At 72.0% G+C, this 17130-nt stretch carries 15 protein-coding genes; 4 read left to right on the top strand and 11 right to left on the bottom strand.

Annotated features, from left to right (window positions below):
* Positions 1–97 precede the first annotated feature (97 nt).
* The 3 genes from era to BLV24_RS02255 all read left to right on the top strand — a co-directional run bounded on the left by era (position 98) and on the right by BLV24_RS02255 (position 1938).
* Complete coding sequence (gene era / locus BLV24_RS02265) at positions 98–1015, top strand: GTPase Era (RefSeq protein ID WP_092680228.1); 918 nt, start codon at positions 98–100, stop codon at positions 1013–1015.
* On the top strand, positions 1016–1342 hold the full coding sequence (locus BLV24_RS02260; RefSeq protein WP_092679506.1) for a DUF1491 family protein: 327 nt from the start codon (positions 1016–1018) through the stop codon (positions 1340–1342).
* Between the two features lie 101 nt (positions 1343–1443).
* Complete coding sequence (locus BLV24_RS02255) at positions 1444–1938, top strand: DUF411 domain-containing protein (protein ID WP_092679505.1); 495 nt, start codon at positions 1444–1446, stop codon at positions 1936–1938.
* 101 nt (positions 1939–2039) lie between these two features.
* Here BLV24_RS02255 and BLV24_RS02250 read toward each other — a convergent pair whose 3' ends face one another.
* Positions 2040–3011 (bottom strand): N-carbamoyl-D-amino-acid hydrolase, encoded by a 972-nt coding sequence (locus tag BLV24_RS02250; protein WP_092679504.1) that lies wholly within the window; start codon positions 3009–3011, stop codon positions 2040–2042.
* On the bottom strand, positions 3008–4267 hold the full coding sequence (locus BLV24_RS02245) for a diaminopropionate ammonia-lyase (protein ID WP_092679503.1): 1260 nt from the start codon (positions 4265–4267) through the stop codon (positions 3008–3010). Before BLV24_RS02245 ends, BLV24_RS02250 begins: the two co-directional genes overlap by 4 nt.
* Positions 4268–4743: 476 nt before the next feature.
* Between BLV24_RS02245 and BLV24_RS02240 the strand changes: the two genes are divergently transcribed.
* Positions 4744–5589, top strand: coding sequence for a MurR/RpiR family transcriptional regulator (locus tag BLV24_RS02240; protein ID WP_092679502.1), 846 nt, complete (start codon positions 4744–4746; stop codon positions 5587–5589).
* Between the two features lie 70 nt (positions 5590–5659).
* Here the strand turns inward: BLV24_RS02240 and BLV24_RS02235 are convergent, their stop codons facing one another.
* The 9 genes from BLV24_RS02235 to BLV24_RS02195 form a co-directional block, all read right to left on the bottom strand.
* Positions 5660–6439: a VOC family protein gene (locus BLV24_RS02235; RefSeq protein ID WP_092679501.1), complete on the bottom strand. Its 780-nt coding sequence runs from the start codon at positions 6437–6439 to the stop codon at positions 5660–5662.
* Between the two features lie 13 nt (positions 6440–6452).
* Positions 6453–7247, bottom strand: coding sequence for an enoyl-CoA hydratase (locus BLV24_RS02230; protein ID WP_092679500.1), 795 nt, complete (start codon positions 7245–7247; stop codon positions 6453–6455).
* 149 nt (positions 7248–7396) lie between these two features.
* Complete coding sequence (locus BLV24_RS02225) at positions 7397–8188, bottom strand: GntR family transcriptional regulator (RefSeq protein ID WP_092679499.1); 792 nt, start codon at positions 8186–8188, stop codon at positions 7397–7399.
* Complete coding sequence (locus BLV24_RS02220; RefSeq protein ID WP_092679498.1) at positions 8188–11478, bottom strand: acetyl-CoA carboxylase family protein; 3291 nt, start codon at positions 11476–11478, stop codon at positions 8188–8190. The genes BLV24_RS02225 and BLV24_RS02220 overlap by 1 nt, the downstream gene beginning before the upstream one ends.
* 76 nt (positions 11479–11554) lie before the next feature.
* Positions 11555–13267 (bottom strand): AMP-binding protein, encoded by a 1713-nt coding sequence (locus BLV24_RS02215; RefSeq protein ID WP_092679497.1) that lies wholly within the window; start codon positions 13265–13267, stop codon positions 11555–11557.
* A complete protein-coding gene (locus BLV24_RS02210; protein WP_092679496.1) occupies positions 13264–15009 on the bottom strand; it encodes an AMP-binding protein in 1746 nt (581 codons plus the stop codon). Before BLV24_RS02210 ends, BLV24_RS02215 begins: the two co-directional genes overlap by 4 nt.
* Complete coding sequence (locus BLV24_RS02205) at positions 15006–15224, bottom strand: acyl-CoA carboxylase biotin carboxyl carrier protein subunit (protein WP_092679495.1); 219 nt, start codon at positions 15222–15224, stop codon at positions 15006–15008. Before BLV24_RS02205 ends, BLV24_RS02210 begins: the two co-directional genes overlap by 4 nt.
* An 11-nt stretch (positions 15225–15235) precedes the next feature.
* Positions 15236–16159 carry an ABC transporter permease gene (locus BLV24_RS02200; protein ID WP_092679494.1) on the bottom strand — a complete coding sequence of 308 codons (924 nt, stop codon included), beginning with the start codon at positions 16157–16159 and terminating at the stop codon, positions 15236–15238.
* A complete protein-coding gene (locus BLV24_RS02195; RefSeq protein WP_092679493.1) occupies positions 16156–17115 on the bottom strand; it encodes an ABC transporter permease in 960 nt (319 codons plus the stop codon). The genes BLV24_RS02200 and BLV24_RS02195 overlap by 4 nt, the downstream gene beginning before the upstream one ends.
* Between the last annotated feature and the right edge of the window lie 15 nt (positions 17116–17130).

Raw genomic sequence — 17130 nt, 5'->3', positions numbered from 1 at the left:
GGCCCAGAAACCCGACCTGGAACCGGCCCCGAAACCCGCCCCGGCTCCGAAATCCGGCTCCGCCGAGGAGGCCCGCCTGTCGGAGGCCGCCGGCGCCATGCCCGAGGGCGCGCGCTGCGGCTTCGTCGCCCTGATCGGGGAGCCCAACGCCGGCAAGTCCACCCTGCTCAACCGCATGGTGGGGGCCAAGGTCTCCATCGTCACCCACAAGGTGCAGACCACCCGCTCGCGCATCCGCGGCGTGGCCATCGAAGGCGCCTCGCAGATCGTCTTCATCGACACGCCGGGCCTGTTCCGCCCCCGCCGCCGGCTCGACCGCGCCATGGTCGCCGCCGCCTGGACCGGGGCCGATGACGCCGACGTGGTCTGCCTTCTGGTCGAGGCGCATCGCGGGCTCACCGACGGGGTGGAGGAGATCCTCAAGGCGCTCGACGACCGCGGCGGCGACCGCCCGGTGGCGCTGATCATCAACAAGGTCGACCGCGTTCGCGCGCCCGAGCTTCTGGGCCTGACCGAAAAGCTCAACGCCCGCCGCGATTTCGTCGCCACCTTCATGATCTCGGCCGAAAAGGGCTATGGCTGCGCGGACCTCATCAAGTGGCTCGCCACCCGCATGCCCGAGGGCCCCTGGCACTACCCCGAGGACCAGATCGCCGACGCCCCCACCCGCGTCATCGCCGCCGAGATCACGCGGGAGAAGCTGACCCTGCGCCTCCACCAGGAGCTGCCCTACCAGCTCACCGTCGAGACCGAGGAATGGGAGGAGCGCAAGAACGGCTCCGTCCGCATCCAGCAGGTGGTCTACGTGGCGCGCGAGGGCCATCGCGGCATCGTGCTGGGCAACAAGGGCGAGACCATGAAGTCGGTCGGCACCGCCGCGCGCGCCGAGCTGAAGAACTTCCTGGGCCGCGAGGTGCATCTCTTCATCGAGGTCCGCGTGCGCGAGAACTGGCTGGAAGAGCGGGAGCGCTACGACAACATGGGGCTCGATTTCGACGGCCGGAAGGGGCGCTGAGTGGCGCCGCGCCTGACCGCCGAGTTCTGGGTGCAGGCCTATCTGACCCGGCTGCGGCTGGCGAACATCCCCGCCTATGTCACGGCCAAGGGCGACGCCACCGCCGGCGCCGTGCTGGTCAAGGTCTACACGCTCGACGGCCAGGCCAGGGCCTTCGAGCGGCGCATGACCCTTGAGGGCCGCGAATGGATGAAACTGGCCGAGGGGCCGGAGGGCGAGGTCGACGCCGCGATCTCCCGCCAGCGCGGGTTCGACAGGGACCTCTGGGTGATCGAGCTGGAGGACGCGGCCGGCCGCACCCTGCTCGACGAACCCGGGTTGGAATAGGCGCCCGCGCGTCGCGCCGCGCAAGGCTTGACCTTCCAGCGGGGGGAAGCCCTATCTCCCTCGGGCCCCGGTCGTTCGGGGACGCCGCACCGGAGCCCGCCATGCCCTCTTCCGCCCTCTCCCGCCGCGCGCTCCTGCGCGCCGGCGCCCTCGCCTTCGCCGCCGCGCCTCTGGCCGGCGCCGGCCTGGCCCGCGCCGCATCGGCCGCCGCGCCCGGGCTGCACGTGCTCAAGGACCCGTCCTGCGGCTGCTGCGGCGCCTGGACCGAAATCATGCGGGCCGAGGGCTTCGACGTGTCGGTCGAGGAGGTCCCCAACGGCCCCCTGGTCCGCCGCAAGATCGCGCTCGGGATCCCGTCGCAGGCCGCCTCCTGCCATACCGGCCTGATCGAGGGCTATGTCGTCGAGGGCCACGTGCCCGCCGCGGACATCCGCCGCCTGCTGGCCGAGCGCCCGGACGCCGTGGGCATCGCCGTGCCCGGCATGCCCTGGGGCTCCCCCGGCATGGGCCCGGAGGCCGAGCGCGAGGCCTATGACGTGGTGCTGATCGGTCGCGACGGGGGGCTGAGCCTCTGGTCCCGCTACCCGGCCGCCTGACGCCGGCCGCCTGACGCCCGGTCGCGCGGGTCCGCGTCCACGCTCGCCGGGGCGCGCCGCCTGCGCTTTTTCCCCGCCCGAAGGCGCGGGACGGCGGCGCCTCAGCCGCCGGCGGCCGCGGTGATCGGGCCGTAATCCTGCGGCTGGCGATGCCGGGCGAAATCGAAGATGTTGGCGCGGATCTCGGCGCAGCGGTCGAGGTCGATCTCGGCGCAGATCACCTCGTCGGCGGAGCTCGCGGCCCGGGCCACGACCTCGCCGGTCGGCGCGGCGATCATCGAGCCCCCGATCAGCTCGCAGCCTTCCTCCACCCCCGCCTTGGCCACCGCCACGGCCCAGAGCCCGTTCTGGTAGCAGCCGGCGGTCACCGACAGCTCGTTGTGGAAATACTGCAAGTGGTCGTGCTCGGGCGCGAGCGGGTAGTGCTGCGGGGTGTTGTAGCCAAGCATGACCAGTTCCGCCCCGCCGAGCCCGAGCACGCGCCAGGTCTCGGGCCAGCGGCGGTCGTTGCACACGCACATGCCCAGCCGCCCCGACACCCCGGACCAGCCGGTGTCGAACACCGGGAAACCGAGATCGCCCTTCTCGAAATAGCGCTTCTCCAGATGCTGGAAGGGGCGCCAGGGCTCATGCCCGCGATGGCCGGGCAGATGCACCTTGCGGTATTTGCCCAGGATCGCGCCGTCCGGACCGACCAGGATGGCGGTGTTGAAGCGCCGGCCCTCCCGCGTCAGTTCCGCGTAGCCCAGGTGGAAGCCGACGCCGAGCCGGACGGCGGCCTCGAACAGGGGGCGCGTGACGGGCGAGGGCATCTCGGTCTCGAACCAGGCGTCGAGGGCGGCCGGGTCCTCGATCCACCACCGCGGGAAGAAGCTGGTGAGCGCGAGTTCGGGGAAGACCACCAGCTTCGCGCCCTGCCCCGCGGCCTCGGTCATCATCGCCACCATGCGGGCGACGGCGGAGGCGCGGTCCTCCTCGCGGGCGATGGGGCCGAGCTGGGCGCCCGCCACGACGAAGCGCCGCGCCGGCCCGCCTGCGGGCGCGCGCGACCGGACGGAATCGGCGGCGCTCATGCCATCCCCAGGCGCACGGCGGCGGCGTCGGCGCCGACCAGGGCGCGGTAGAGCTCAGGGTCGGTGTCGCCCTCCGTCGCGAAGGCCAGCACGCGGGAATTCGGACCCAGCCCAAGCGCGGCCCGGGTCGAGGCCGAGCCCATGGCGGCGAACACTGCGGCGAGCCCCGCCACGGCGCTTTCGCCCGCGGCGACCGGCGGGTCCCCGCCCTCGGGCCGGGCCAGCCGGCGCATCATCGCCACCGCGGCGTCGTCCGGCAGCGCCAGGCAGGCGTCGGCATGGTCGCGCAGGATCTCCCAGGCGAGCGCCGAGACCTCGCCGCAGGCGAGCCCCGCCATCAGCGTGTCCAGCGCGCCCCCCACGGCGGTCGGCCGCCCGACGCGAAAGCTCTCCAGCCAGCAGGCGGCGCGGTCGGGATCGGCGAGGATCACCAGCGGCCGCGCCACGCCCCAGCGCCGCTTGGCCTGGGCCGCCACCGCGGCGGCGAGCCCGCCGACGCCGGTCTGCACGAAAATATGGGTGGGGGGGCGCTTCAGCGCCTCGAACGCCTCGGCGGCCATCAACTCGTAGCCCTGCATCACGTCGCGGGGCACGTCCATGTAGCCGGGATAGGAGGTGTCGGAGACGACGCACCAGCCCTCGGCGTCGGCGGTCGCCTGCGCCTCGCGCACGCTGTCGTCGTAATTGCCGGCGCAGCGGCGGACCTCGGCCCCGTAGGCGGCGATGGCGTCGGCCCGGGCCTCGGACACGGTGGCGTGCACGAAGATCACGCAACGCGCCCCGAAGGTCCGCGCGCCCCAGGCGACGGAGCGTCCGTGATTGCCGTCGGTGGCGCAGCACACGGTCAGCCCGGCGGCGATGTCGGCATGGGCGCCCGAGGCGATTTCGGCCATCGGGACCGGGTGCCCGAGCTCGGTCTCCACCCGGCGCTGCAACAGCCGGGCGACCGCATAGGCCCCGCCCAGCGCCTTGAAGGACCCCAGGCCGAAGCGCCCGCCCTCGTCCTTGAGATGAATCTCCCTCACGCCCGCCTGCGCGGCGAGCGAGGGCAGCGCGATCAGCGGCGTCGGCGCGTAGCCGGGCCAGCCGGCGATGGCGTCGCGCGCGGTGTCGAAGCCGGCGTCGGAGAGGATGGAGTCCTGGCTGCGGGTCCACGGCGCCTGGCGCGAGGCGACGGCGTTGACGGTCAGCGCGAAATCGACCGCGACCTCGGCGCCGGTCCCCTGGCCATGGGCGGATGGGCCCTTCTCGGTCATCGACGCCTCCTGAACCGGACTGCCGGCGCGAGACCGCCGCAGCCCCTTGCGGGGACGCGGCGTCACGCCATCGCGACCGGCCGGGGCCCCGGCGGCCACGTCCCAGCACCCGGTGCGCCGTAAAAGCTACGCTGGCGCACTCGACCCGACTGCAAACGCGAACAGACTCGAACGTGCCGGACAACGGTCGGGCGAACCGGGGCCGGCGCAACTTGGGGCCGAAGGGTCCGCAGCTGGGGATGCTGGGGTTTGCGGACCTTGACGAGGATGATGAAACTCAAATTTCATGCCGTCAATAAGGATGAATGAAAGGTTTCGGTTGCAAGTGACGCGAGAGGCCGTCGAATGTGCTTCCATTATCGTGCAAGTGTTTATTGAGAGGGAGTTTTCCCGTGGAAAACGCGTCCCGCCCGCCGTTCGCGGCGTCCTCGCCTGTCGAAAAACCTTCGGAAACAGCGGCTAAACCCGTGTCCTTGATGCAACGCATTCACCGAGCCTGGGAGGCTCTGCCGGACGGCGAGCGGCGCGTGGCCGAGCATGTGCTCGATTCGCCGGGGGAACTGGCGCTGTGGCCGGCCAACGAACTGGCGGCGCGGGCGGGTGTCTCCGGCGCCACGGTCTCGCGATTCTTCCGACGGCTGGGCTATTCGGGCTACGACGCCGCCCGGCGCGACAGCCGGGCGATGCGCGCGGCGGGCTCGCCCCTGTTCCTGGCCGAGGCCGCCCCCGACGCGCGCAGTCCCGGCGGGCGCCCCGGCGGGCGCATCACCGAGCACCTGGCGTCGGAGCAGGCGGCGATCGAGATGACGCTCGCCATGGTCAACCCGCATGCGCTGGACGAGCTCGCCGACCGGCTGGCGACCGCGCGGCGGGTGCGGGTGCAGGGCTATCGCAACAGCCATTTCGTGGCCGAGTATTTCCGCACCGCGCTGTCGAATTTCAGGCCCGACGTGCAGATGATCGGCTGGAGCGGCCAGACCGCGGCCGAGAGCATGGGCGACATCGGGCCGGGCGACGTGGCGGTGGTGTTCGGATTGCGCCGGCGGCCGCGGATCTTCGCGGCGCTGATCGCGGCGTTGGGGGAGACCGGAGCAGACGTGGCGCTGATCTCCGATCCGACGTTGCGCGGCGCCCCCGCCGCCACCGTGCGCTGGACGCTGACCTGCGCGGTGGAGACGCCGCAGACCTTCGACACGCTCGCCGGCGCCATGGCCCTGTCCCGCCTGGTCGCGGCGGAGACGATGCACCGCCTCGGCCCCGAAGGCCGCCGCCACCTGGAGCGGATCGAGCGGACGCACGATCGGCTCGACGACCTGGAGTGACCCCCTCCCCCCGGCCCCGCGAAGCGGGGACCCGGGGAGAAGGGGGAGAGGGGGCGAAGGCGAAGGGGCCTCAGCCCGCCTCGACCAGCTTCATCCAGCAGCCGCCCAGCAGGAAGCCGTCGGCGCGGGTCTCCAGCCCCATGCAGCGGGCGCGGTGCAGGATGTCGGCGGCGCCGGTCACCTGGAAGACCAGCGCGTCCAGCCGCTCCCGCGCGGCGCCCGGGGCCGCGAGGATCGCGATGTCCTGCTGATCCACCCGGATCACGTGGCGCCCGTTCCCGCCCTTGGCCGGAACCTCGAGGATCGCAGCCCAGTGGGCGGCGAGCCCGGCCGGGTCAGGCGTCAGCACCTCCACCCCCAGCAGGGCCTGGGTGACGTCGGTCTTCACATGGTCCTGCCAGTGCGGGCCGGCGGGCCAGTAAGCGCCCATCACGTCCTCGCCGCCGGGGGTGTTGTCGATCTCCAGGAACGTCGCCCGGCAATCCTTGGGGTGATACTGGAACCCCTGGAAGCCCGGCCGGTCGATGTGATGCGCAAGCCGGACGCCCATGGCGGTGATCCGCTCGCGCCGCGCGGCGGCGTCGTCGCTGTCGAAGATCAGCATGTAGCCGCCGAGCCCGCCGGTCCCCTCCATGAACCGTCCCGCGGCGGTGCCGGGTTCGGTCGGGCAGACCACTTCCAGGAAGCGGTCCGGGCCGATGGTCAGCAGGGCGTTCTCCAGCCCGTAATTGGCCACGGCCGGGTCGCGGTGGCACTCCTCCAGCCCCAGCAGGGACTGGAGAAGCTGGGTCGAGGCCTCGAGATGCGGGGCGGCCAGGCAGATCTGGCGCAGGCGCAGATAGGAACCCATGTCGGCGTCCTCCTCAGCGGCCCACGAAGACGGGGCGGCGCTTTTCGACGAAGGCGGCGGCGGCCTCCTTGTGGTCCTCGGTGTAGCCGCATTCGGAATGGTTGCGGGCCTCCGAGTCGAAACAGGCGTTCAGCCCCGCCCCCGCCGCGGCCAGCGCCAGGTTCCGCTTGATCTTGCCCAGCGTCACGGTGGGCCCGGCGGCCAGCGAGGCGCCCATGGCCAGCGCCTCGTCCATCACCGCCTCGGGGGCGACGGATTTCGTGACCATGCCGATGGCGGCGGCTTCCTCGCCGGTCAGCACGGGCGACAGCAGGTAAAGCTCCCGCGCCTTGGCCGGGCTGAGGATCTGCGACAGGAAATAGGTCCCGCCGTAATCGCCCGAGAGCCCGACCTTGGCGAAGGCCGTCGTCAGCTTGGCGGTCGAGGCGCAGACCCGGAAATCGCAGGCCAGCGCCAGCGACAGGCCGGCGCCGGCGGCGGGGCCGTTGATGGCGGCGATGGTGGGCTTGGCCATTTCGTGCAGGTAGCGCGAGCTGTTCATGCGGTCGCGCAGCGAATGAATGCGCTCGCCCAGCGAGGGCGCGCGGCCCGAGCCCTCGTTCATCGCCTTCACGTCGCCGCCCACGCAGAAGGCGTCGCCGGCGCCGGTCAGCAGCACGGCGCGCACGGCGGGGTCCTCGGCGGCCTCGGCGGTGGCGTCGCGCAGGGCGGCGGTGAGGTCCGGGTTCATGGCGTTGCGCCGCTCCGGACGGTTCATGGTCAGGATCAGCAGGCCGTCGCGCATCTCGCGCAGCAGGGTCTCGGTCATCTTGGTTTCCTCTCCTCTCGGGCCGGTCTTGGCGCCGGCGACAGGGTGTCTGGTCGGGGCCCCGCCCGTTGGGACGAGGGATGCGGGCGACTATCGGACAAATGTCAGGATGCGCATAGGGGGCCGCGCGAAGTTCTCCCCGCGGGGCGTCATCGCCCGGCGCTTCCGCGTCGCGGGGCCGGCGCGAACAGCGCGGGGGCGGCGCGGGGCAGTTCCGCCAGCGCCGCATCGCGGGAGGCCTCGAAGACCGCGCGCATGGCGGCCTCGGCGCGTGCGGGGTCGCGGGCGTCGAGCGCCCGGGCCACCGCCCGCATCCCTTCGGCCCGCGCGCGGCGGGTGGGAAGGTCCAGCGCATCCAGCGGCGTGCGCCACAGCGTCAGCCACAGGCTGCGGGTGTCGAGATCGGCGATCAGGCGCGGCAGCAGCGCGTTGCCCGCCCCCTGGATCACCGCCCGCACCGCCCGGGTGAAGCTGCGCGAGAAGGCGAGCGGGGCCGCGTCGGGGTCGCGGGCGCCGGCCTCCATCTCCGCCACGCGGCGTTCCAGCGTGGCGCGCCAGCCGGGGTCGGGATCGGCGGCCATCCCGCGCGCGGCGAGACAGGCCAGCGCGATGCGCACGTCGAACAAATCGGCGATGTCGCGCAGGGCCACGGGCCGGGCGCGGGCGCCGCGGCGGGGCTCGAACTCCACCAGCCCGCGGCGCTCCAGCAGCCGCAACGCCTCGCGGAAGGAAGCGCGGGACAGGCGGAACCGCTCCACGATCAGGGCCTCGGGCAGGCGCTCGCCCGCGGCGATGCGGCCGTCGAGGATCATCTCTCCGCACAGGTCGGCGATCTGCTCGGCCAGCCCCAGCGGATGCGGGCCGGTCGGGGCGGCGAGCCCGGCCGCGGGCGGAGCGGGATCGCCGCCCCCCGCGCCTCCGGAGACCTCCGCCCCGCTCATCACCAGCTGTCCACGAAGGGCCGCCGGCCGCCCGCCATCACCTGGCGCGGCGGCGCGGCGGCGAGCCCGCGCAGGATCCAGCCGCGGGTCTCCACCGGGTCGATCACCGCGTCGATCTCCAGCGCCGAGGCGACCGAGACCGCCTTGCCGATCTCGTAGAAGCCCGCCACCAGCTTTTCATACAGCGCCTGCTTGGCGGCGGGGTCGGTCTCGGCGTCCAGCTCCTTGCGGAAGCCCAGCCGCACGGCGCCCTCCAGCCCCATGCCGCCGAATTCGCCCGTGGGCCAGGACACGGTGAAGAAGCCGTCATGGAACCCGCCGCCGGTCATCGCCATGGCGCCCAGCCCGTAGCCCTTGCGCAGCACCACCGCGAAGACCGGCACCGACAGCGACGCGGCGGTGACGAACATCCGGCAGACATGGCGCACGAGCCCGGTCTTCTCCGCCTCCGGCCCCACCATGAAGCCGGGCGTGTCGACCAGCGACACGATGGGGATGTCGAAGGCGTCGCAAAGCTGCATGAAGCGGCTCGCCTTGTCCGCCGCGGGCCCGTCGATGGCGCCGCCCAGATGCTTGGTGTTGTTGGCGATCAGACCGAAGGGCTTGCCCTCGATCCGGATGAAGGCGGTCACGATCCCCACGCCGAATTCTCGGCGCAGCTCCAGCACCGAGCCCTCGTCGGCCAGAATGTCGATGGCGTCGCGGACCTCGTGGACGCGCAGGCGGTTCTCGGGGATGGCGCGGCGCAGCAGGCGCTGGTCGGCGGCGGTCCAGCCGGTCGTGGGGCCCTGGAAGTAGGAGAGGTATTTCTTCGCCGCGGCGCAGGCCTCGGCCTCGTCCTTCACCCGGATGTCCACCACGCCGTTGACCGACTGGGAGGCGATCGGCCCGATCTCCTCGGAGGCGTAGACGCCGAGGCCCCCGCCCTCGATCATCGCCGGCCCGGCCATGCCGATATTGGCGCTTTCATCGGCGATGATCACGTCGCAGCAGCCCAGCAGCGCCGCGTTCCCCGCGAAGCAGCGGCCCGAGACCACGCCGACCAGCGGCACCTGCCCCGAGAGCGCGGCGAACTTGGAGAAGGTCTTGTTGTCGAGCCCCGCGACCGAGTGCCGGTCGTCCCCCGGCCGTCCGCCGCCGCCCTCGGCCAGCAGCACCACCGGCAGGGACCATTTTCCGGCCAGGCCGAACAGCCGGTCCTGCTTCTTGTGGTTGCGCTGCCCCTGCGTGGCGGCGAGCACCATGTAGTCGTAGACCGCGAAGGCGCAGCGGGCCTTGTCCGGGCCGAACAGGTCGCCGTTGATCGTGCCGGTGCCGGTGACGATGCCGTCGCCGGTGGTGTTCTCGATCAGGTCGGCGAGGCTGCGGCGGGACTTCTGGGCGGCCACGGCCAGGGCGCCGTATTCGTTGAAGCTGTCCGCGTCGCAAAGCTGGCCGAGGTTCTCGCGCGCGGTCTGGTGGCCCCTGGCGCGGCGCTTCTCCACCGCTTTCGGCCGGGTCTCGTCGAGGCCGGCGGCGAGCCGGGCGCGGAGTTCCTCCAGTTCGGGGCGGATATAGTCGAGGTCGATGGCCTCCTCGGCGGCGGTCTCGGCCGCCTCGTCCTCGGCGGGGTCGATGGCGAAGAGCGGCGCGCCCTCCATCAGCGTGTCGCCCAGCGCGGCGAAGACCCGCGTCACCACCCCCGCGGAGGGGGCGGCGATGGTGTGCTCCATCTTCATCGCTTCGAGGATGCCGAGCTGCTGGCCCGCGCGCACCCGGTCGCCCTCCGCCACGTCCAGCGCGAACAGCGTCGCCTGCATGGGCGCCGTGACCGGGACCGCGCCGGCGGGAACGGCGGCCTCGGGGGCCCGGGTTTCGGGACCGGCCTCGGCGGGCTCGAAGAACAGCGCCGGGGCCTGGGCCGCGGCGGCGTCGAACAGCGCCTGCGCCTCGGCCTCGATGAATCGGGTGGTGACGTCGCCGGCGCGCACCGCCGGATGCGCCAGCAGGGCGCGCAGCCAGGGGAGGTTGGTGGCCAGCCCCTCGATCCGGAATTCCTTCAGCGCCCGGTCGGCCTTGGCCAGCGTCGCGGCGAAGTCCGGCAGGGGCGAATGCACCACCACCTTGGCGAGCAGGCTGTCGAAGGCGGCCGAGGTCCGGTAGCCCGCATAGGCGAACCCGTCCACCCGGATGCCGGCGCCGGCGGGCTGCTCATAGGCGGTCAGCACGCCGCCGGAGGGGCGGGCGTTCCCCTTTGCGTCCATCCGCTCCATGTTCACGCGGGCCTGCAGGGCGAAGCCGCGGGGGGCGGGAAGCTGCTCCTGCCCGGCGCCGAGCTCGTTCAGGCTCCGCCCCTCGGCGACGCCAAGCTGGAGCCGCACCAGGTCCAATCCGAAGATCTCCTCGGTGACGGTGTGTTCGACCTGGATGCGCGGGTTGGCCTCGATGAAGAAGATGTCGCCCGTGGCGGCGTCCATCAGGAATTCGAAGGTGCCGAGGCTGCGATAGTCGCCCGAGCGCGCCATCTCCACCGCCCAACCGGCGATGCGGGCGCGGTCGGCGTCCGACAGCGCGGGCGAGGGCGCGATCTCGATGAGTTTCTGGTTGCGGCGCTGGAGGGTGCATTCGCGCTCGGCCAGCTGGGTCACGCCGCCCCGCCCGTCGCCGAGGATCTGGACCTCCAGGTGCCGCGCCGCGGGGAGGAAACGCTCGACATAGACGGCGCCGTCCCCGAAGGCGGCCTGCGCCTCGGACTTGCAGCGGGTCCAGGCCTGTTCGACCTCCTCGCGGGCGAAAACGGCGCGCATGCCCCGGCCCCCGCCCCCGGCGACGGCCTTGATCATCATCGCCGCGCCCTCGGGCAGCGCGTCGAAGAAGGCGAGCGCGGCGGGAAGGTCGGTATCCTCCGCCGTGCCGGGGATGGTGGGCACGCCCAGCTCTCCCGCCCGGCGCTTGGCGGCGACCTTGTCCCCGAACAGCGCCAGGGACTCGGGCGTCGGCCCGACGAAGGCGAGGCCGGCGGCCTCGACCCTTCGCGCGAAATCGACGTTCTCCGACAGGAACCCGTAGCCCGGATGCACGGCGTCGGCCCCGGCGGCGACGGCGGCGGCCACCACGGCCTCCGCGTCCAGGTAGGCGCGCGCGCCCTGCCCCGGGATCTCCACCGCCCGGTCGGCGCGGCGGACATGCAGACTGGCCGCGTCGTCGGCGGAATGGATCGCCACCGTCTCCACCCCCATCTCGGCGGCGGTGCGGGCGATGCGGGCGGCGATCTCGCCCCGGTTGGCGATCAGCAGGCGGGTCACGGTCATTCGGGTCTCGACGATGGAATGGGAGGACGCGCGCCGGGAAAGTCCGGCGCGGCGGGAACAGGGGGGCGGGGCGGCCTCAGCCGGCGGGTTCGAGCAGGTCGGCGAGGCCGGTTTTCTTCACCTTGCCGGTGGCGGTCATCGGCAGGGCCTCGACCAGCCGGATCTCGGGGATCTTGTATTTCGCGACACGCTCGGCCAGCCATTCATGCAGGGCCTCGGGCGTGACCTGCGCGCCCGGCGCCGGCTGGATGAAGGCCACGGGGATCTGGCCGGCATGGGGATCGGGGCGGCCGATGACGCCGGAGCCGGCGATCTGCGGGTGTTTGCCCAGTTCCGCCTCCAGTTCCGCGGGGAAGACGGACATGCCGCGGACCTTCAGCATCTCCTTGCGGCGGCCGAGATAGTGCAGGTGGCCGCCCGCATCGATCACCCCGATGTCGCCGGAGCGCAGCCAGCCGTCGCGGATCGCCTCCGCCGTCGCTTCGGGCTTGCCCCAATAGGCTTTCAGCATGGCGGGAGAGCGGGTGCAGATCTCCCCCTCCCGGCCGAAATCCAGCACCTCGAACGTGTCGAAATCGCGGATCGTGAACGCGTTGCCGGGCACCGGCAGGCCGACGAAGACCGGCTGCTGCTTCAGGTCGAAATCGTCGTCCTGCATGCCCAGCGTGAAGGTGTTGGAGGTATGCGTCTCGGTCATCCCCCAGGCGGCTTCGGCCAGCACCGTGCCGACGGCGGCTTTCCAGCGGGCGCGGATGTCCCGGTCCAGCTTCTTGACGAAGCTCACCACACGGACGCGTTGCAGCGACGACAGGTCGAACTCGGCGAAACGCGGATGGGCGAGGATCTCCAGCGCCCCGTCCACCACCATGGCGAAGGCGGTCACGCGGTAGCGTTCCACGGCCTGCATCAGGGCCAGCGGATCCCAGCGGGTCATCAGCACCAGCGGAGCGCCGGCGACGACCGGGTAGAGCAGCGCCGCGTTCTGGCCCGCGATCCAGAATTCGGGGAAGAAAGAAGCCGAGACGCCAGCATCCGCCGCGCCCCCGAGGCTGAGATTGGCGGCGGCGGTGAACACCATGTCGCCCTGCGTATGCTCGCAGCCCTTGGGCATCCCGGTGGTGCCGCCGGTATAGTTCAGCGCCGCCAGCCCGTCCCAGGAGGCGCCGGGGGCGTAGTCCGGCGCGGCGGCGGTGATGGCGGGCAGCAGCGGCTCGCCCCCGTTGGGCGCGAGCGGGGCGGCGACGGCGGCGGGAAGCTCCATCGTCGGGGTCTCGGGCGCCATCTCCGACAGCGCCGAGGTCCAGACGGTCAGCCCCCTGGCCGCGGGCGCGGCCTCCACCACCGGCCAGAGCGCATCGAGCGTCACCAGCGCGCGCGCCCCGGTGTCGGTCAGCATGTAATCCAGCTCATGCCCGGTGGAGAGCGGCGAGACCGGGCAATGCACCGCCCCCAGCTTGAGGATGCCGAAGAAGGCGATGTGGAATTGCGGGCAGTTGGGCAGGAACACCGCCACCCGGTCGCCCTTGCCGATGCCGCGCGCCGCCAGCAGCCCGGCGAAGCGGTCCGACAGGGCGTCCAGTTCCGCCCAGGAGATCTCGCGGCCGTAGAAGATGATCGAGGTCGCGTCCGGCGTCTCCCGCGCCCAGTGGCGCAGATGGTCCGAGAGCGGAATGCGGCCCAGCGGAAACGTGGTCTCGCGGGCGATCCCCTCGGGCCAGGCGGCGGCGATGGCGTCGCGGTGGCGGGCGAGGAAATCGGCGGTGGCGGGCGGGTCTTGCGGCTCGGTCATGCGGGGGCTTTCTCGGCGTCCAGCTCGGCCAGCAGCGCGGCGCGGAGCTTGTATTTCTCGATCTTCGACGTCGGCGTCACCGGCAGCGCGTCGAGAATGCGCAGGTGCCGGGGGCGCATGTATTTCGGCATTTCGGCGGCGGCATGGGCGGCGAGTTCCTCCGCCGTCAGGGTCGCGCCGTCCTCCAGCTCCACGAAGGCGGCGATGTCGTCCTCGTCCCCCTCCGCCGCCGGCAGGGGGATGGCGGCGGCGGCGCGCACGGCGGGATGTCGCGCGAGCGCGGTCTCCACCTCGAAGGAGGACACGTTCTCGCCCCGCACCCGGAAGAAGCCGCCCATGCGGTCGACGAAGACATGCAGGCCGCGGGCCTCGTCCACGCAGCGCACCGCGTCGCCGGTATGGAACCAGCAGTTGGACAGGACCTTCAGCGTCGCATCGGGCTTGTTGATATAGCCCTGCAGGATCATCCCCGGCACGCGCGGGCGCAGGCAGAGCTGGCCGACCTCGCCCGGCGCCGCGGGGGCGTCGGTCTCATCCAGCACGCCCAGTTCATAGAGCGGGTTGATCGCGCCCATCAGGCCCTTGGGCAGATCCTCGCGCCCGTCGAAGATCACCCGGCCGAGATCGCGCGCGGCGGCGAGGATCTCCGCCTTTGGCATCCCGCGCCAGAAGGCGGGGGGCGTGCCCTGGCCTTCGGGGAATTCGTCGATCACGCCGGCGAAGACGGCGCCGCTTTCGGTCTGGCCGAAACCCACGGTCACGATGTCGATCCCGAAGCGGCGGGCGAAGGCGTGGTGGTTGGCGTTGAACGGCTGCATGTGGACGCGCATCAGGGTGTTGTCGCGGTCGTCGGGCCGCTCGGGCGCCGACATCAGCCGCGGGATCATCACGTCGAGCAGCGTCGCCGAGGTCGCCCCGCATTCCGCGACCCGGTCCCAGAACTTCGCCGGGGAGAACTTGTCCCAGATGCCGATGGTCTGCCCGCTCCAGGTCGCCACGCCCAGCAGCCAGAAGGCGCCGGCGACGTGATACATGGGCAGATCGCAGTAGATGGCGTCGTCGGCGTTCGCGAGCGGCCGGCCGAAAAAGCTGTACTGGTTGATCCAGCGATGCCCCAGCAGCACGCCCTTGGCCGGGCCGGTGGTGCCGGATGTGTAGATGATCGCCGCCGGATCGAAGGGCCCGACCTCGACCCGGGGAACCGGACGGCCGGGGGCGGCGAGCTCGGCGAGGTCCAGCGGCGCGGGAAGGCCGGCGGGGATCTCCGGCGCGGGCTCGAAATCATGGTCGCCCGGCGCGGGATGGTGGAGGGCGAGCGCGGGAATGCGGATCTCGTCCTGGATCGGCGCGAGGGCCGGCAGGAAGCTCGGGTCGGTGATCAGCAGCGCGGGCGCGGCGTCGGAAAGCTGGTAGGCCAGCAGCCCCCCCGTCAGGTTGAAGTTGATCGGCGCGTAGACCGCCCCCGCCCGGAAGATCCCGAACAGCGACAGAGCGGCCACCAGCGAATTGCGGGTCAGCACCGCCACCCGGTCGCCCTTGCCGATCCCCTGCCCCGCCAGGCCGGCGGCGAGCCGGTCGGCATGGGCCGCGACCTCGGCGAAGGTCAGGCGGACGCCATCCTCGCCATAGTGCAGGAACACCTTGTCCGGGGTTTCCGCCGCCCAGCGGTCAAGCTGGGCGAGCATCAGGTCCCCCTGCGCCGTCATCCGGGCGAAGATCGCCTCGGCCGAGGTCGCGCTCATCTGGAGGGCTCCAGCGTGGCGACCGCCTGGTCCTCCTCCACCATCTGGTCGACGGCGACGGCGATGGCGGTGATCACTCCGGCGGCGTCGGCGGCGATGGGGATCTCCATCTTCATGGCCTCGACGGTCATCACCGTCTCGCCGGCCTCGACCCGGTCTCCGGGCGCCTTGAGCAGTTCCATGACGCGGCCGGCGGTGTCGGTGAGAATGTCCATGCGGGGGGCTCCTAGCGGGAGGTGGGGTCGAGCGCTTCGCGCAGGCTCTCGCCCAGAGTGTTGAAGCTGAGCGCGGTGACGAGGATGGCGATGCCGGGCGCCCACATCTGCTCGGGCGCGAGCTGGATGTAGAGATAGGCGCGCGCGATCATCGAGCCCCAGGAGGGCTCGGGCGGCTGCATGCCGAGGCCCAGGAAGGACAGCGACGCCTCCGCCAGCAGGGCCACGGCCATGAGCAGGGTCATCTGCACCAGCACCGGCTGGATGGCGTTGGGCAGGACGTGACGGATCAGGATATGCCCGGTGGAGGCGCCGAAGCAGCGGGCGGCGTCCACGTAAAGCTCCTGCTTCAGCACCAGCGCCCGGGCGCGGGCCAGCCGGGCGAGCTGGGGGGCGAAGACGATGCCCACCGCGATCATGGCGTTGGTCAGCCCGATGCCCAGCACGCCGGTCACGGCGATGGCCAGCACGATGGCGGGAAAGCTGAGGAAGGTGTCGATGATCCGGCTCACCGCCTCGTCGACATAGCCGCCGGCATAGCCCGCGATCAGCCCCACCGGGATGCCCAGCAGCGCCGCGACCCCGACCGACAGGAAGGCCGCGTAGACCGAGGCCGAGGCCCCGTGGATCAGGCGGGAGAACACGTCGCGGCCCAGGTCGTCGGTGCCCAGCAGATAGTCCGGGCTCGGGGCCTCCAGGATGATGTCGTAATTCTGCAGCGTCGGATCATGAGGCGCGATCCAGGGCGCGAAGATCGAGCAGGCGACGATCACCGACAGCACCACCAGCGCGATGGCGGCGGGGATGTCGTCGCTCGCCCAGTCGCCCAGCCGGGTCAGGAACGGGCGCGGCGGGGGCGGCGGCGGATCGGCGTCCGCGGGCGCCCGGACGGACGGAGCGGGGGCGACGGCATGGGGATCGGGAATGGCGGTCATCGTTGCGCGATCCTCGGGTCAAGAACGCTGTAGAGCATGTCGGCGATCAGGTTGACGACGATGACGGTGACCACCATCGCCAGCACCACCCCCTGCACCACCGGGAAATCCCGGCGCAGGGTGGCGTCGACGATGGTCGCGCCGATGCCGGGAATGGCGAAGACCACCTCCACCACCACCGTCGCGGCCAACGTCCGGTTGACCAGCAGCGAGATCACCGTGAGCAGGTTGACCGAGACGTTGCGCAGCCCGTGCTTCCACAGGATCGCGCGCGGGCTCAGCCCCTTGGCGTGCAGGGTGCGGAAATGCTGGCTCTCCAGCACCTCGACCAGGGAGGATCTCAGCTGCCGCGCCACCTCCGCCATGCCCGAGGCGGCCAGCGCCACCGCCGGCAGCGTCGCCTGCCACACGGCGGCGCCGAAGTCCTCGGAGGCGGGCGTGAAGCCCGTGGCCGGGAACCATTGCCGGTTCAGCGCGAAGGCCCCGACGAAGATCATCGCCAGCCAGAAATTAGGCAGCGCCACGCCGACCGAGCTGAACACCATCACCAGCTTGTCGGCCCAGCCCCCCGCCCGGCTCGCGGCCAGCACGCCCAGCGGCACGCCGGCCAGCACCGCCAGCAGGATGGCGTAGGCCACGATGAACAGCGTGTTGGGGAAGACGCGGGCGAGCGTGTCCGACACCGCCTCCCCCGACAGGAGCGATTTGGACAGGTCCCCCTGCACCGCCCCCCAGACCCAGTCGCCGTATTGCACCAGCAGCGGGCGGTCGAGGCCGTAGAGCGTGCGGATCTCCTCGATCCGCTCCTGCGTCGCGTTCTCCCCGGCGAGCGTGATCGCCACGTCGCCGGGAAGCATCTTGAGCAGCATGAACACCGAGAAGGTGGCCAGGATCAGCACCGGTATCGCCTGGAGCACGCGGCGCATCAGCATCCGGCGTTGAACCTGGTTGAGCATCTCGGGGTCCTCCCT

The sequence above is a fragment of the Albimonas donghaensis genome, assembly GCF_900106695.1.
GTDB classification, from domain to species: domain Bacteria; phylum Pseudomonadota; class Alphaproteobacteria; order Rhodobacterales; family Rhodobacteraceae; genus Albimonas; species Albimonas donghaensis.
This window is presented reverse-complemented; position numbering and strand designations above follow the sequence as displayed.

Excerpts from the sequence above, each read along its gene's own strand:
- era (WP_092680228.1), top strand. The coding sequence starts at position 98 with ATGCCCGAGGGCGCGCGCTGCGGCTTCGTCGCCCTGATCGGGGAGCCC.
- BLV24_RS02255 (WP_092679505.1), top strand. The coding sequence starts at position 1,444 with ATGCCCTCTTCCGCCCTCTCCCGCCGCGCGCTCCTGCGCGCCGGCGCC.
- BLV24_RS02250 (WP_092679504.1), bottom strand. The coding sequence starts at position 3,011 with ATGAGCGCCGCCGATTCCGTCCGGTCGCGCGCGCCCGCAGGCGGGCCG.
- BLV24_RS02245 (WP_092679503.1), bottom strand. The coding sequence starts at position 4,267 with ATGACCGAGAAGGGCCCATCCGCCCATGGCCAGGGGACCGGCGCCGAG.
- BLV24_RS02240 (WP_092679502.1), top strand. The coding sequence starts at position 4,744 with ATGCAACGCATTCACCGAGCCTGGGAGGCTCTGCCGGACGGCGAGCGG.
- BLV24_RS02235 (WP_092679501.1), bottom strand. The coding sequence starts at position 6,439 with ATGGGTTCCTATCTGCGCCTGCGCCAGATCTGCCTGGCCGCCCCGCAT.
- BLV24_RS02230 (WP_092679500.1), bottom strand. The coding sequence starts at position 7,247 with ATGACCGAGACCCTGCTGCGCGAGATGCGCGACGGCCTGCTGATCCTG.
- BLV24_RS02225 (WP_092679499.1), bottom strand. The coding sequence starts at position 8,188 with ATGAGCGGGGCGGAGGTCTCCGGAGGCGCGGGGGGCGGCGATCCCGCT.
- BLV24_RS02220 (WP_092679498.1), bottom strand. The coding sequence starts at position 11,478 with ATGACCGTGACCCGCCTGCTGATCGCCAACCGGGGCGAGATCGCCGCC.
- BLV24_RS02215 (WP_092679497.1), bottom strand. The coding sequence starts at position 13,267 with ATGACCGAGCCGCAAGACCCGCCCGCCACCGCCGATTTCCTCGCCCGC.
- BLV24_RS02210 (WP_092679496.1), bottom strand. The coding sequence starts at position 15,009 with ATGAGCGCGACCTCGGCCGAGGCGATCTTCGCCCGGATGACGGCGCAG.
- BLV24_RS02205 (WP_092679495.1), bottom strand. The coding sequence starts at position 15,224 with ATGGACATTCTCACCGACACCGCCGGCCGCGTCATGGAACTGCTCAAG.
- BLV24_RS02200 (WP_092679494.1), bottom strand. The coding sequence starts at position 16,159 with ATGACCGCCATTCCCGATCCCCATGCCGTCGCCCCCGCTCCGTCCGTC.
- BLV24_RS02195 (WP_092679493.1), bottom strand. The coding sequence starts at position 17,115 with ATGCTCAACCAGGTTCAACGCCGGATGCTGATGCGCCGCGTGCTCCAG.